Below are 14,224 nucleotides of genomic sequence, written 5' to 3' on the forward strand. Positions count from 1 at the left end.
AACTATGAGTCTGAATTTTCTTGATTTTGAGCAGCCGATTGCAGAGTTGGAAGCGAAAATTGACTCGCTGACCGCAGTCAGCCGTCAAGACGAAAAATTGGATATTAATCTGGACGAAGAAGTCCGTCGCCTGCGTGAGAAGAGCGTCGAATTGACGCATAAAATTTTCTCTGATTTAGGTGCCTGGCAGATTGCGCAATTAGCGCGTCATCCTCTGCGCCCTTATACGCTTGATTATATCAAACTCATTTTTACTGATTTTGATGAATTAGCAGGCGATCGTGCCTATGCCGATGACAAGGCCATTGTCGGTGGGATTGCGCGTTTGGATGGGCGTCCGGTGATGATTATTGGTCATCAAAAAGGCCGAGAAACTAAAGAAAAGATTCGTCGTAACTTCGGGATGCCAGCCCCAGAAGGCTATCGTAAGGCATTGCGTTTGATGGAAATGGCCGAGCGCTTCAAGATGCCGATCATTACCTTCATTGATACACCGGGCGCTTATCCTGGCGTCGGTGCCGAGGAGCGCGGGCAGTCTGAGGCTATCGCGCGCAACCTGCGTGAAATGTCGACGCTGCGCGTGCCGATTATCTGTACCGTTATCGGGGAAGGCGGGTCTGGCGGCGCGTTGGCTATCGGTGTAGGCGACAAAGTCAATATGTTGCAATACAGCACCTACTCGGTGATTTCACCGGAAGGGTGTGCGTCTATCCTGTGGAAGAGTGCGGAAAAAGCGCCATTGGCGGCTGAAGCGATGGGTATTATTGCCCCACGACTGAAAGAGCTGAAGCTGATCGATACCGTGATCCCTGAGCCACTGGGTTCCGCTCATCGTAACGTGCCGGCTATGGCCGAATCGTTGAAAGCGCAATTACTGGCCGATCTGCTTGACCTTGACGATCTATCGGAAGAAGAATTGTTAAACCGTCGTTATCAGCGTCTGATGAACTATGGTTACTGCTGATAAAGGGATAGTCTGATTGTCGTTGATCAATCGGGCTATTGCGTTGCTCTGAAAATCCGTTGTCAGCAATGACAGCGGATTTTTGCTATGAGGTGTAACATGCTGAAATTGCTCGATGTACATCACATCGCAGTGATTGCCTCTGATTACGAACGCAGTAAACGCTTTTATTGCGATGTGCTGGGGTTTTCGCTAAACCATGAGGTTTTTCGCGATGCACAACAATCATGGAAAGGCGATCTCTCACTGAATGGTCGCTATATTCTTGAGCTATTTTCTTTTCCTCATCCCCCCAAGCGGGTGAATCGCCCTGAAGCCTGTGGGTTGCGACATCTGGCTTTCTCTGTCGCGGATGTCGAGCAGGCTGTCGCTTCACTTGCGCGTTCAGGCATCGTCTGTGAGCCAGTCAGGAGCGATCCAGAAACGCAGCGGCGGTTTACTTTTTTCTTCGATCCTGACGGCTTACCTCTAGAACTTTATGAGATCTTATCGTGAATGGCACTGAACCTGACGACGACTTGCTTCCGACGATTTTAGCGCAAACGGCGGATTGCAGGTCGATTTTGCTAGCTTATAGCGGCGGCCTGGACTCTAGTGTGTTGTTGCATCTACTGGTCGCCGCGCGTCGGCAATCCGGTCTGGCAGTTCGTGCCGCATACGTGAATCATGGTTTAAATCCGCGAGCGGATAGCTGGGCCGAACATTGTCGTCAGCAGTGTCAACGCTGGCAGGTGCCTTTTAGCGCATTATCGGTAACGGTCGAGACGCAAAACGGCGGCCTTGAAGCCGCAGCCAGAACGGCACGTTATCAGGCGCTGCAAGCCCACCTTGAAGCAGGAGAAACCCTGTTGACGGCGCAACACCTTGATGACCAGAGCGAAACTTTTCTGCTAGCGTTAAAGCGCGGCAGCGGCCCAGCCGGACTGTCCGCGATGGCGGCGAAAAGTACATTGGGCGCTCATCAGCTTGTGCGGCCACTACTCGGTTTTTCTCGTCTCCAGTTGGAAGCTTACGCTCAGCGGCATCAGCTTCAGTGGATTGAGGATGATAGCAATCAGGATGAGCGTTTCGACCGCAATTTTCTGCGCCGCCAGATTTTACCGCATTTGGCGCAGCGCTGGCCGCATTTTTCCAAAGCCGTCGCGCGCAGCGCGCAGCTTTGTGCCGAGCAGGAACAATTGCTTGACGAGCTGCTGGAGGAATCATTGCAAGCGTTATGTCGGCCTGATGGCGCATTGAGTATTGACGGTCTGGCTCAGTTAAGCCCAGCGCGGCGTTTTGCGCTGCTGCGCCGCTGGCTGGCGCGGCAGGGGATGACAATGCCCACACGCGATCGATTGCAACGGATCTGGGAGGAGGTGGCGATAAGCCGTCAGGATGCGAAACCACAATTGCAATTGAATCAGATGCAGGTTCGCCGCTTTCGTCGGCATCTTTATCTGCTGTCACCGATGATACCGCTACAAAACTGCGTTCTACCCTGGCAGCCGATGTTATGCCCATTGCCGCTGCCCGACAATCTTGGCTCGTTAGTGCTGGCCGATAGCGGGATGAAAGTGCGTGCGGCGGAAAATGGTGAGGCAGTGACTGTTCGTTTTTCAACCAGTGGAATTGTGCATATAGTCGGTAGGGCTCATGGGCGGCATATCAAGAAACTGTGGCAAGAGTTAGGCGTTCCCCCCTGGTGGCGCGACCGTACCCCGTTGGTGTTTTACAATGATCAACTAATTGCAGCCATGGGGCAGTTTGTTACGCAAGCGGGGCAAGTGAGAGAAAACGGCGCTGAGTGGCATATACGCTGGGATAAAGCGAACGCGGGTTAATCCCCATGAACGACATGCGTGGAAACGATGGGGATTGGCACGCGGCAACAAAAAAAAACGGACAACGCAGGTTGTCCGTTTGGGGCCCAGTAGCTTATCGCTGCTGAATGACGGAATGAGGCAGCTAGGCTTCGCTGACGACTACCTTACCTATCTCCGGATGGCTAAAACTGACAATATGATCTAGGCGTAGCTCACGCGTTGCGTTGGCGATTTCAATCACCAAGTATTCAATATGCTTACGCGAAATTATCTCTTTGGCTTTCCCCGTTACCTCTTCACCGTCGCGCAGTTCTAGCGTCAATGTCAGGCGTTGCTGACAAGTCGCTTCAAGGCTATCGTAATCATCACAATTAATGGGTTGATATTCATGACTCATTGACATAATCACTCACCAATAAGTTAGCGGCGGCAAAAGCCGCCTGTTCCCTGACGGAGGATGGCAATGCGTGATTTGCCGCAATACCATCCAGGGTGTTTAAAACACAACCCAGCGAATCGGGTATATAACCCAAGTCACCACTAGCGATTTGGGCGTATAAGCGACGAACTAACTCACTGTATTCTTGCATTATATCCTCCCTTTAAAGCCTGGCCCGATAGATATTCATGCATCATCACCTGTTGTAAAGCGCCGTGTGGTAAACCCATGAACATAAACTCGACTTATACGATCGACTATAGCATAGGCCCTAACAGGATATCAGTAGCCGTTAGAGCCACGCCGTTGAGTTACGCGGCAGAGATTACCTTTACTGTGACGATGGCGCTGACTCAAGTAAACTATAGCGTTTAGCAATGAGGTGGCTGATGGCATTAAAAGCAACGGTTTACAAAGCAACAATCAATATTGCCGATATGGATAGGCATTTTTTCCATGACGCAAACCTAACGATAGCGCAGCACCCTTCCGAAACGGAACAGCGCATGATGCTGCGACTCTTAGCGTGGATCTGCCATGCTGATGAAGATCTGCATTTCACCAAAGGGCTTAGTGCCGATGATGAACCGGAAATCTGGCAACATAATGATACTCTGGGGCTTGAACTGTGGATTGAGCTAGGTTTGCCCGATGAAAAAAGGCTGAAGAAAGCCTGTAGTCGATCAAAATCCGTGGTGCTGTATGCATACAACGAACGAGCGGCGCACGTTTGGTGGAATACGATGTCGGGTAAAGTCGCCGGATTCAGGAATCTGACCATCCGCTTTTTGGATGATAACCAACTGACTCAACTCGTTGGTCTTGTCAGGCGCACGATGATATTGCAGGCAACGTTGCAGGACGGCATGATATGGTTGTCTGATGATAAGAATAGTCTGGAATTTGCATTTTCCGAGTGGAAAAGGCCTCAGACTTAGAGATGATGGCAGCGTAGATATTTCTCAATGATTGAGCCAGAACGATAAAAGCAGGATAGAGGAGACGGTAGGAATATAATGATGAAAAAATGGGTTATTGGTGTACTGCTCATTGCAGGGATTGCCGGATTGATTGGGTGCCATACTCGCTCACAAGCTCAGGAAGAGCAGCTCAGACCAATGGCGCAAAGTTACCGTGGTGTTTTACCCTGTGCGGACTGCGAGGGAATTGACACGTCGCTGTTCTTGGAAAAGGATGGCACGTTTATTTTGCGGGAAAAGTATCAGACGACACGAGAAGGCAATAATACCTTCGCTTCCTACGGACAATGGCGACGCACGGCGGACAAACTGGTGCTAACGGATAGCGCAGGAGAAAAACGCTATTTCCGCCCCGCCGATAACGGACTGGAAATGCTGGATCAGCAAGGACTGCCTATCGATTCCTCTCTCCCTCATCAGTTGACTGCAACCGAGCAGCCCTTACCTAACACGCCGATGGTAATGAAGGGGATGTATCGTTATATGGCGGATGTTGCGACATTCTCGGACTGCGCAACAGGTAAAACCTTTGTAATGGATGATAGCGCGGAGTTAGAAAGGCAATATTTTCGCGTGAGAGTTAAAGCCGCTGAGCCGGTATTACTTGTTCTAACCGCTCATTTTGCCGTGATTCCGTCAATGGAAGAAGGCCAAATGGTGAAAGCGGTGATACCCAATAGCGGTAGTAAAGCGCAGATGAGGGTCCAAGCGGACTGCGATGCGCTAATAAACTGAAGCGCATAGAAAAAAGTACAACGATAGAAAAGCACTGGTCTCCAGTGCTTTTCTACATTTATTGCGCGTTAAAGCATTTTCTTAAGCTGTATTAGTCGCGACTTGATCTGACACATGACCTTGAAAGGTTGAGAGTTACCGGTTTTGATATGGGTGTCGAATCCTTATACAAAACGCGAGGTAACTCTCATGCTTCATACTAACAATCCCATCATCAAACACAAAGCCGGTTTGCTCAATCTGGCTGAAGAACTCAGTAACGTGTCGAAAGCCTGCAAAATCATGGGCGTCTCTCGCGATACGTTTTACCGATATCGCGAGCTGGCCGAGGAAGGTGGCGTGGATGCGTTGATAAATCGCAGCCGTCGTGCCCCTAACCTTAAGAACCGAACCGATGAGGTCACTGAGCGGGCTGTTGTTGATTATGCTGTCGCATTCCCGGCTCACGGCCAGCACAGGACCAGCAACGAGCTGCGTAAACAGGGCGTTTTTATCTCCGGCAGTGGTGTCCGTTCTGTCTGGTTACGTCATAACCTTGAGAACTTCAAAAAACGCCTGAAAGCACTGGAAGAAAAAGTGGCCCGTGACGGCATTGAACTGACTGACAGCCAGATCGCAGCGCTGGAACGTAAAGCCAGTGATGATGAAGCCTGTGGTGAGATTGAAACCGCTCATCCGGGTTATCTGGGTTCACAGGACACGTTCTATGTAGGCAACCTGAAAGGCGTCGGGCGTATCTATCAGCAGACGTTCGTTGATACGTACTCGAAAGTGGCACACTGCAAGCTCTACGTCACTAAAACACCGATTACAGCGGCTGATTTACTGAATGATCGTGTGCTGCCATTTTATGAGTCTCAGGGGCTACCGATGCTGAGGATACTGACCGACAGGGGCACTGAGTTCTGCGGCAAAGTGGAGCAGCATGATTACCAGCTTTATCTGGCGATAAATGACATTGAGCATACGAAAACGAAGGCAATGTCACCGCAGACCAACGGCATCTGCGAGCGGTTCCATAAAACGATACTGAATGAGTTTTATCAGGTGACGTTCCGCAAAAAGTTGTATGGTGCTCTCGACACATTACAATCGGATCTTGATGAATGGCTGGCTCACTATAATAATGAGCGAACTCATCAGGGGAAAATGTGCTGTGGCCGGACGCCAATGGAAACATTACTTGATGGAAAGCGCATCTGGTCTGAGAAAAATTTAGGCCAGATGTAATCTGACAGATACCTGTATAAATAACCGGTAATTGTCAGATCAGGTCTGAGCTAATACACTTAAGCTGATAAAGCCAATCCAGCGCCTGACGCGGTGTGAGCGAATCAGGGTCAATCGCTTCCAGCGCCTCAATGGCCGGTGGCGGATCATCATTGCCCAGCAATGCCAACTGCGCACCATCAACATGGCTGGATGATGCATGATTCGATAATGCTTCCAACTCCCTTAGCTTCTGGCGCGCTCGCTTGATTACCTCTTTCGGAACGCCAGCCAGCGCGGCGACGGCAAGACCGTAACTTTTGCTGGCTGCGCCATCTTGTACGCTGTGCATAAAGGCAATGGTATCGTTATGCTCGCGGGCATCTAAATGGACATTGACCACCCCTTCCATTTTTTCCGGCAGGGTAGTGAGTTCAAAGTAATGCGTTGCAAAGAGCGTCATCGCTTTAATACGATTCGCCAGGTTCTCAGCACAGGCCCATGCCAGCGACAACCCATCATAAGTCGAGGTTCCTCGACCGATCTCATCCATCAATACCAGACTGTTTTCCGTGGCATTGTGCAGGATATTCGCCGTTTCCGTCATCTCCACCATAAAGGTGGAGCGGCCCGAAGCCAGATCGTCTGCCGCACCCACGCGGGTAAAAATGCGATCGATCGGGCCAATAACGGCCTGATCCGCAGGGACAAAACAGCCGATATGCGCCATTAACACAATCAGTGCGGCCTGACGCATATAGGTGCTTTTCCCGCCCATATTGGGACCAGTGATAATCAGCATGCGACGCTGTGGCGACAGCGATAACGGATTTGAGATAAATGGCTCATGCAGTACCTGCTCAACGACGGGATGACGCCCCCCCGCGATCTTGATACCGGGTTTATCACTCAGCGTGGGGCAAACATAGTTCAGCGTATCGGCACGTTCAGCTAAATTCGTCAGAACATCCAGTTCGGCCAGCGCGGCCGCGCTTTGCTGAAGTTCGGCAAGGTGAGGCAAGAGCAGATCGAACAATTCGTCATAGAGCGCTTTCTCCAGCGCGAGCGCTTTGCCTTTTGATGTCAGAACCTTATCCTCGTACTCTTTTAACTCCGGGATAATATAGCGCTCGGCATTTTTCAGCGTCTGACGGCGGACATAGTGGATCGGCACCAGATGACTCTGACCACGGCTAACCTGAATGTAATAGCCGTGTACGCCATTAAAGCCGACTTTTAGCGTATCGATTCCCAGTTTTTCGCGTTCGCGAATCTCCAGCCGATCGAGATAATCGCTGGCGCCATCGGCTAGTGAGCGCCACTCATCCAATTCCGCATGGTAGCCCGGTGCGATAACGCCGCCATCTCGAACCAGCACAGGCGGTGTTTCGACAATCGCCCGCTCCAGTAAATCGCGGAGTTCATCAAATTGCCCGATCAGACTGACCAGACGGCGAACGGCATCACTGTCGAGTGATGAAAGTTGTTCACGAATATCGGGAAATTGTTGGAAAGCATGGCGCATGCGCGCCAGATCGCGAGGGCGTGCCGTGCGTAATGCGAGACGCGCTAGAATGCGTTCAAGATCGCCAACCTGACGCAGTGAGGGTTGCAATGTCGGCGCAATATCTTGTAATGCGCTAATAGCCTGTTGGCGCTGTTTGAGTACCTCAATATCGCGGCTAGGCATATGAATCCAGCGCTTCAGCATCCGGCTGCCCATTGCCGTCACGGTACAATCCAACACGGCAGCCAGCGTATTTTCTGTTCCGCCAGATAAATTCTGCGTCAGTTCAAGGTTACGCCGAGTGGCGGCATCCATGATAATGCCATCCTGCTGACGTTCCATCGTCATTCCGTGAATATGTGGCAGCGAGGTACGCTGCGTATCTTTCGCGTACTGCAACAGACATCCGGCGGCCCGCAGCGCAAGCGTCGCCTGTTCTACGCCGAAACCGGTTAAATCGCGGGTGCCAAATTGCATGTTGAGCTGCTGGCGCGCGGTATCTAATTCAAATTCCCATAGTGGACGACGGCGCAGCCCATGGCGATTTTCGATCAAATCCATGGAGTCAAAGGACTCAGGATAGAGCAATTCTGCTGGATTGGTACGCTGTAATTCAGCCGCCATCGTTTCCCGATCGGCAGGTTCACTGACACGGAAGCGCCCAGAGCTAATATCCAGCGTGGCATAACCAAAACCTCGCCCATCCTGCCAGATTGCCGCCAACAAATTATCCTGCTTTTCTTGCAACAGCGCTTCGTCGCTGATGGTGCCTGGCGTAACAATGCGAACGACTTTACGTTCAACCGGGCCTTTGCTGGTGGCTGGATCGCCGATTTGTTCACAAATCGCGACGGATTCACCCATTTGCACCAGTCTGGCAAGATAATTCTCGACGGCATGATGAGGCACGCCAGCCATGGGGATTGGCTCACCCGCTGAGGCGCCCCGCTTGGTTAGCGAAATATCCAGCAACTGGGAAGCCCGCTTAGCATCGTCATAGAACAGTTCATAAAAATCGCCCATACGATAAAACAGCAGAATTTCCGGATGTTCCGCCTTTAGTTTAAGGTACTGCTGCATCATCGGCGTGTGGGCGGCGAAGTCCTTGTCTGTGGCTTCATTCATATTGATTTTACTCGGTTTTTACTCTATCTGTTAACTCAGGTGGCCGTTTATAAAACCGTCAAAAAACCACCTGAATCCATAAATTTGTATACTAACTAGATGAGATATCATCCTTTCCGATTGATATTAGGGCTACATCGATGAAATGACACTTGATAAGTACATTATAATCAATAGGGTAGTTAGTAATGTGAAATAGCTTTCGCTCCCGAAGGGCGCATCATCTATGCTCCTAACCCAGGGCGAAAACCTTATTTTATCACCGATAACCACCGCGATTCACCGTAGGCTTTGGGTAAAAATCAGTGCCACGAAAAAACCTACATCATCCAGCGCCGCGTGGATTCCGGCCAACGAACGGCAACCGGAGGCAAAGCACCACAGGAAGTTATCAGAGCCACGATTGGAAATGTATCTGATTTTGCCAATATCGATCAGGCACGCGAAACGGTTCGCAACTTTGCCCAGACGATGAAGCAAACGACGCGCAACCTGTCCGAATGCTATCATAAAAGAAATCAATGTTGCCGAACTGACGATGAGTGAAGTGTTCGCTGAATATCGTAATCACCTGTCAGGAAGAACCATACCAGCTAAACTCAATCCCCTTTATGTGCTGAACAAAGCTGAAAACCGTTTGAAGGAATGGGAAAGCCTGCGGGTAAAAGACCTGTCGGGCAATGAGATTTTACGTAAGTTTGATGAGATTGCGTCAAGGGCCAGAACAGCGGCCGAACAGACCTTTCGCTGGGCGAATGTTTCCGTCCAACATGCTATCGAAATCGAAGCGATTAATGCCCAGACACAGCAACGGCAAGCGTCCCTGACCTACAACCCTTTTACCATCCTGAAAGTGCAGAAAAAATACCGCACCCGCTCTGAACTGGAAGACAGTTATCGGGCAAAAGGGGTGAGGAACCCGTTATCACCTAAAGATACGCTGGGATGCTTTCTGACGGCATTACACAACAAGCGAAGCTTCAACCGTATCGGTTGTGATTATTTGCTTCTGACGGTGCTTTTAGGGGCGAGAAAGGAAGAAACCGCATCATTGTGCTGGCGGGAGATGCTGACCGATGAAGAAGTCAGAACGACGAGCTATGTCGATTTAGAGAAAGGATTTATCCGTTTCTATGATACGAAAAACCGCAATGACCACGAGCTTCCGATTTGTGATGCGGTGAAGCGTATCCTTGAAGACAGACGAGATATTGTATTTTACGAAGAGAAATCCCCAAAGAGACAACGCTGGGTTTTCCCTGTCCGTTCGACAAGAAGTAAAATCGGTCATTATTCTGACAGTAAAAGCCTGCGGGAATATCTGTGTAAGGATGCAGGGATTATCAAACTCGGAATGCATGACCTGCGCAGAACCTTCGGACGTGTCGCGGAAGAACTGACTTCCTATGCAGTGGTAAAACGTCTGCTTAACCATCGCAACACCACCGATCCCACAGAGCGTTATGCCGATCCAGATCAAGAGCGCATTTTTGAAGCGTTGCAACGGATTGAGCTACATATGCTGATGACTGCGCCTAAACTCTATAATTCGCTGTTGGCGTCGGCTAAATATCCACCGCTGCCTGTTGACTAGTTTGTGAACAGGGTTATACTATGTATAACTTAATTTGACGGAGAGCGCGCGATGAAAAAAAACACAATGCAGTTCAACAATTCAGCTTTAGCTGATATTGAAATGAAAAAATGGGGAAACAGTTTAGGCACAATTTGGCCCAGTTTTATTGTAAAAAAATATAATTTAGATGAGGGGACACAATTAAGCATTAGCGTAGATAACGAAAATGAAGATGAACTTCGAATCGTTTTTTCCAAAAAGAAAAAAGGAAGAAAGGTTCCTAAGTATTCACTTGATCAGCTTTTAGCTGAATGTGATCCAAATGCTCCCTCTGTCGGAGACATGTGGGAAGGTTTAGAACCATCAGGTAAGGAAATTTATTAATGCCACCGAAAAAAGGAACCAGTAAGTTTAAGCGTGGGCAAATTTGGAATATTGATTTATCACCAACACGAGGTCATGAGATTAGGACAGGGGTAAAAGATAACACTCGACCTTGTTTGATATTATCACCCTCTAATGTTAACAAGATAGGTATGGTTTTTATTGCCCCAATTACGCAAGGCGCATCAGATATTGCAAGTGAAGAAGGATTTCTTGTTACATTATCTGGTGCAGGCACAAAAACAGCGGGTAAAATTGTTTTAAATCAATCACGATTTTTAGATATTAAAGATCGTGTTAGCTCTTCCTCACCAGTTGAAAAAGTTGACGATTATATTGTTGAGGAATGTCTGGGTAAGTTAAATGCTATCCTTGATTTAGAACTTGAAGAAGAAGATTAGAAATAATCTTATTTGGATATGAAACATGTCAACTATCGAAACATTACGAGAGCTTTCTGAGGTCTGGAGTTTGTTTGGTGAAATGCCTGATGACACGACATTGGGTGTTGATTTGGCAGCGCTCTATCTGGGGATCAGCGTTAAAACACTGGCACGATATAGGCAGAACGGAGATGGCCCGTAAGCGAACGGCGCACTCGCGTTGTGTGATTAAAATAATGTAATAAGCTTACGGGGGTTAGCAGAAGCGGTTTTCGGCGTAAGGTAATAACTCATTGAGTCTGTTGTTGGGCCAGCTCGGTAAGCGGGTCAACACATCCCGCAACCAGATATACGGGTCGTGGCCGTTGAGTTTCGCGGTTTCCAGCAGACTCAGGATAGACGCCATCCTTTGTCCGGCACGCAACGACCCGGCAAAAAGCCAGTTCTTGCGGCCTACGGCCACCGGGCGGAGGCTGTTTTCAGTGCGGTTATTGTCGATAGGCACCCGGCCATCATCCAGGTAGCGCAGCAACGCCGTCCAGCGCTTCAAGGTATAATCCAGCGCCTTACGCAGCCCAGAGTTCGGGGCCGTTTGCGTTTGTTGCAACAACAACCACGAGTGGAAGACCGCCAGTCGGGGTTTCGCATAGCGCTGTCGCCACTGGCGCCTTTTATCTGCGGACCGGTGTTTGATTTTGCGCTCGAGTTTGTACAGCTCGCGGATGGTGTCCAGAGCCAGCCTGGCGACCGGGCTTTTGTTGGCGGTGAACAGCGCGAAGAACTTGCGCCGGGCGTGTGCCCAGCAGCCGGCCTCAAGGGCCTGACCACGGTCAAACAACGCCTGGTAACCCGCATATCCATCCACTACCAGGGTGCCGCGCCAGCCCTCAAGCACATCACGGGCATAGTGGCCACTGCGCCCCGGCTGGCAGTCATAAAGCACTATCGCCCGGTCAGCCCCCCGGGCGGTGATATAAGCCCACAGGTAACCGCGCCGGGTTTTGCCCTTGCCGGGGTCGAGGATAGACAGCGGGGTTTCGTCGGCCTGCAGAACCGGGTGTTGCAACAGGTCGTGATGGAGCGCGTCGGCCAGCGGTTTGAGCGCGGAGCCAACCGCGCCGAACCAGCCCGCCAGGGTACGGCGAGGCAGGTCGACACCGCTGCGTTGATATATCGCCTGCTGACGGTAGAGCGGCAGGTGGTCAAGGCTCTTGGCACATACCACCTGCGCCAGTAGCCCCGGGCCGGGCAGACCTTTTTCAATCAGTTGTGCCGGTAACGGTTCGCTAACCACGGTCTCGCAGTGTTCACAACTGAACTGCGGGCGAACATGGCGATGCACGATGAAGCGGGCCGGCACATATTCCAGCCGTTCGCTGATTTCATCACGGATGAAGCGCAGGGGATGACCACAGTCCGGGCAGCTATCGGACGCCGGGGCCAGACGGACCTCCTCCCGGGGCAGTTCAGGCGGCAGAGCCTGGCGTTTGGCGACCTGCTGTTTTGGGGCGTTCGGCGCAGGTAACAGTGCAACCAGTTGCTGTTCGATATCGGCGACATCGGCTTCGATATCTTCATCGAACAGTCCGCGCTGTTCCCCCTGGAAGGCTTCGCTTTTTCGGCCAAAACGCCAGTGACGGGCATTTTTCAGCGCCTCTTCGAGTTGCTGGATATAGCCTGCCTGGGAGTGGTTTCGCTGCGTCTGCCGCTCAAGGTCCGCGAGTAATTTCAACGCCAGGGAGCGCAGTTCATCGGGGTTTTGTGAGGTCAGCAGCGAGTCGATATCCATGCAGGGATTTTATCAAAACAGAGATTTATTGTCATTTAAAATCAATGCATTAATTCACATTCATTTTTATTTCCATTGCGTTAAATCCAGGCCGTCTACCCGTTTCCAGTCGATGCCTTTTATCAGCCAGTCGAACTGTTCGGGCAACAACATCCAGGCGACATCCCCCTGTTTCGGCCAGATAAAATGGCCCTGATGAAGACGGCGAAGACACAGCCAGACACCGTGTTTGTCCCAGCGAAGGACTTTGATACGCGAGCGCGCCTTGTTGCAGAAGACAAAAGCGGCTTCCCCTTGCCAGGGTTAGTGCAGGTGGTCGGTAATGTATTGGGTCAGGGTATCGATACCCCGGCGCATATCGACTGGCTCGCGCGCCAGCCAGATGTGTTGCGGCGTTAACACAGGGACAAGGCCTGCATCACGGCCCGTAGTTGGGCGGGAAGACAACTGACCGAACTGCCGTTGGGGAGGTTGAGCATCACCGTGTCGGCGTTGTAATTTCCCGGCATAACCCGGCGCGCAGGAATAAATGCGGCGGGGACGGCGGCATCATCGTGATGATGTTTTAGCCAGTAATAAAATGTCGCCACATTGATATCCTGTTGCTGGCAATATTGTTGTTTAGTTAAACCACTCTGTTGCCAGGCGTCGAGATGCTGTTGCCGTTCACGGTGAGAATAGCGTTTTGCCATATTTTACCTCAGGTTCGTTGTATTGAATGAGGGCAGCATGTGGCAGCAGAGTTTTGTTAACAATATGAGTTCACCGGACGCTTACATTACATCTTGTTTGTATCACGTTTATCTTGGAGAGATATGTTAATACCTTTCCTTTTGCCACTATGTTTCGCTATTTATGATTATTATGAATATCGTATTGTAATAAATAGTATTAAGTTTTTTATGCTTATTTATGGAATTATGTTGTTATGCGTTTTTAAATCAAAGGGGGATTTTTTAAGGTAAAAATGATAACAATAGCTAAATTAATGTTTCTCAGAATTAGTGTGATTTTAAATCACCAAAAAAATATTTAAAATAGGAACGATTATAGAAATAGCAATTTGGTGAGGCATTGCTATTTCTAATTGATTGCTATTTGTCACCTAGTAGATAGTTTTCGTTTGAGAAGAATGTTCTTGGAATATGTCAAAGGGATATACTTGTGTGATGCTATTGGATTAATCACCTCACCGCCGTAGCCCCCATTGATATCACTTCTATGTACTTTTATTTTTTTAGCTCATTAAGGTGTTCCATAAGGTGTTCCAGAACCGTTAAACGTTCTTCGCACACATCCCTACCCCCTGCTTTTCGCAGAACTTTAAG

14 protein-coding genes and 2 pseudogenes are annotated in these 14,224 nt (G+C 49.9%); 10 read left to right on the forward strand and 6 right to left on the reverse strand.

The features are described 5' to 3' along the window. The first annotated feature begins 4 nt into the window (after nt 1-4). The 3 genes from accA to tilS all read left to right on the forward strand — a co-directional run bounded on the left by accA (nt 5) and on the right by tilS (nt 2,787). Nucleotides 5-964, forward strand: coding sequence for an acetyl-CoA carboxylase carboxyl transferase subunit alpha (gene accA / locus RFN81_RS04195; RefSeq protein WP_264497923.1), 960 nt, complete (start codon nt 5-7; stop codon nt 962-964). 99 nt (nt 965-1,063) lie between these two features. Then, nucleotides 1,064-1,459 carry a VOC family protein gene (locus tag RFN81_RS04200; protein ID WP_264497924.1) on the forward strand — a complete coding sequence of 132 codons (396 nt, stop codon included), beginning with the start codon at nt 1,064-1,066 and terminating at the stop codon, nt 1,457-1,459. Next, a complete protein-coding gene (gene tilS / locus RFN81_RS04205) occupies nt 1,456-2,787 on the forward strand; it encodes a tRNA lysidine(34) synthetase TilS (protein ID WP_264497925.1) in 1,332 nt (443 codons plus the stop codon). Before RFN81_RS04200 ends, tilS begins: the two co-directional genes overlap by 4 nt. Nucleotides 2,788-2,911: 124 nt before the next feature. Here the strand turns inward: tilS and rof are convergent, their stop codons facing one another. Both rof and RFN81_RS04215 read right to left on the reverse strand, forming a co-directional pair. Then, the gene (rof, locus tag RFN81_RS04210) at nt 2,912-3,172 is read right to left on the reverse strand and encodes a Rho-binding antiterminator (protein ID WP_264497926.1); all 261 of its coding nucleotides are present in this window, start codon (nt 3,170-3,172) and stop codon (nt 2,912-2,914) included. Further along, nucleotides 3,156-3,359: a YaeP family protein gene (locus RFN81_RS04215; protein WP_264497927.1), complete on the reverse strand. Its 204-nt coding sequence runs from the start codon at nt 3,357-3,359 to the stop codon at nt 3,156-3,158. The genes rof and RFN81_RS04215 overlap by 17 nt, the downstream gene beginning before the upstream one ends. 238 nt (nt 3,360-3,597) lie before the next feature. Between RFN81_RS04215 and RFN81_RS04220 the strand changes: the two genes are divergently transcribed. From RFN81_RS04220 to RFN81_RS04230, 3 genes are all read left to right on the forward strand, one after another. Continuing rightward, nucleotides 3,598-4,146 carry a YaeQ family protein gene (locus tag RFN81_RS04220; RefSeq protein ID WP_264497928.1) on the forward strand — a complete coding sequence of 183 codons (549 nt, stop codon included), beginning with the start codon at nt 3,598-3,600 and terminating at the stop codon, nt 4,144-4,146. 78 nt (nt 4,147-4,224) lie between these two features. Next, on the forward strand, nt 4,225-4,923 hold the full coding sequence (gene nlpE / locus RFN81_RS04225; RefSeq protein ID WP_264497929.1) for an envelope stress response activation lipoprotein NlpE: 699 nt from the start codon (nt 4,225-4,227) through the stop codon (nt 4,921-4,923). 189 nt (nt 4,924-5,112) lie between these two features. Then, nucleotides 5,113-6,153, forward strand: a complete 1,041-nt coding sequence (locus tag RFN81_RS04230; protein ID WP_264497225.1) for an IS481 family transposase — start codon at nt 5,113-5,115, stop codon at nt 6,151-6,153. 34 nt (nt 6,154-6,187) lie between these two features. On the opposite strand, the gene mutS is transcribed toward RFN81_RS04230, so the two are convergent. After that, nucleotides 6,188-8,764 (reverse strand): DNA mismatch repair protein MutS, encoded by a 2,577-nt coding sequence (mutS, locus tag RFN81_RS04235; protein WP_264497930.1) that lies wholly within the window; start codon nt 8,762-8,764, stop codon nt 6,188-6,190. Nucleotides 8,765-8,909: 145 nt separating this feature from the next. On the opposite strand from mutS, the pseudogene RFN81_RS04240 reads away from it, so the two are divergent. The 4 genes and pseudogenes from RFN81_RS04240 to RFN81_RS04255 all read left to right on the forward strand — a co-directional run bounded on the left by RFN81_RS04240 (nt 8,910) and on the right by RFN81_RS04255 (nt 11,309). Continuing rightward, nucleotides 8,910-10,358 (forward strand): annotated as a pseudogene (locus tag RFN81_RS04240) (tyrosine-type recombinase/integrase). Nucleotides 10,359-10,409: 51 nt separating this feature from the next. Further along, nucleotides 10,410-10,724, forward strand: a complete 315-nt coding sequence (locus RFN81_RS04245) for a hypothetical protein (protein ID WP_264497931.1) — start codon at nt 10,410-10,412, stop codon at nt 10,722-10,724. Continuing rightward, a complete protein-coding gene (locus RFN81_RS04250; RefSeq protein WP_264497932.1) occupies nt 10,724-11,125 on the forward strand; it encodes a type II toxin-antitoxin system PemK/MazF family toxin in 402 nt (133 codons plus the stop codon). Before RFN81_RS04245 ends, RFN81_RS04250 begins: the two co-directional genes overlap by 1 nt. Before the next feature lie 25 nt (nt 11,126-11,150). Beyond that, nucleotides 11,151-11,309: a hypothetical protein gene (locus tag RFN81_RS04255; protein ID WP_264499052.1), complete on the forward strand. Its 159-nt coding sequence runs from the start codon at nt 11,151-11,153 to the stop codon at nt 11,307-11,309. Nucleotides 11,310-11,363: 54 nt separating this feature from the next. Here RFN81_RS04255 and tnpC read toward each other — a convergent pair whose 3' ends face one another. From tnpC to tnpA, 3 genes and pseudogenes are all read right to left on the reverse strand, one after another. Further along, on the reverse strand, nt 11,364-12,896 hold the full coding sequence (gene tnpC / locus RFN81_RS04260) for an IS66 family transposase (RefSeq protein WP_264497933.1): 1,533 nt from the start codon (nt 12,894-12,896) through the stop codon (nt 11,364-11,366). Nucleotides 12,897-12,962: 66 nt separating this feature from the next. Next, nucleotides 12,963-13,298 (reverse strand): annotated as a pseudogene (gene tnpB / locus RFN81_RS04265) (IS66 family insertion sequence element accessory protein TnpB). Further along, the gene (gene tnpA / locus RFN81_RS04270) at nt 13,292-13,588 is read right to left on the reverse strand and encodes an IS66 family insertion sequence element accessory protein TnpA (RefSeq protein ID WP_264497934.1); all 297 of its coding nucleotides are present in this window, start codon (nt 13,586-13,588) and stop codon (nt 13,292-13,294) included. Before tnpA ends, tnpB begins: the two are co-directional and overlap by 7 nt. Nucleotides 13,589-14,224 lie beyond the last annotated feature (636 nt).

This window comes from Pectobacterium cacticida, assembly GCF_036885195.1.
In the GTDB taxonomy this organism is placed as follows: domain Bacteria; phylum Pseudomonadota; class Gammaproteobacteria; order Enterobacterales; family Enterobacteriaceae; genus Pectobacterium; species Pectobacterium cacticida.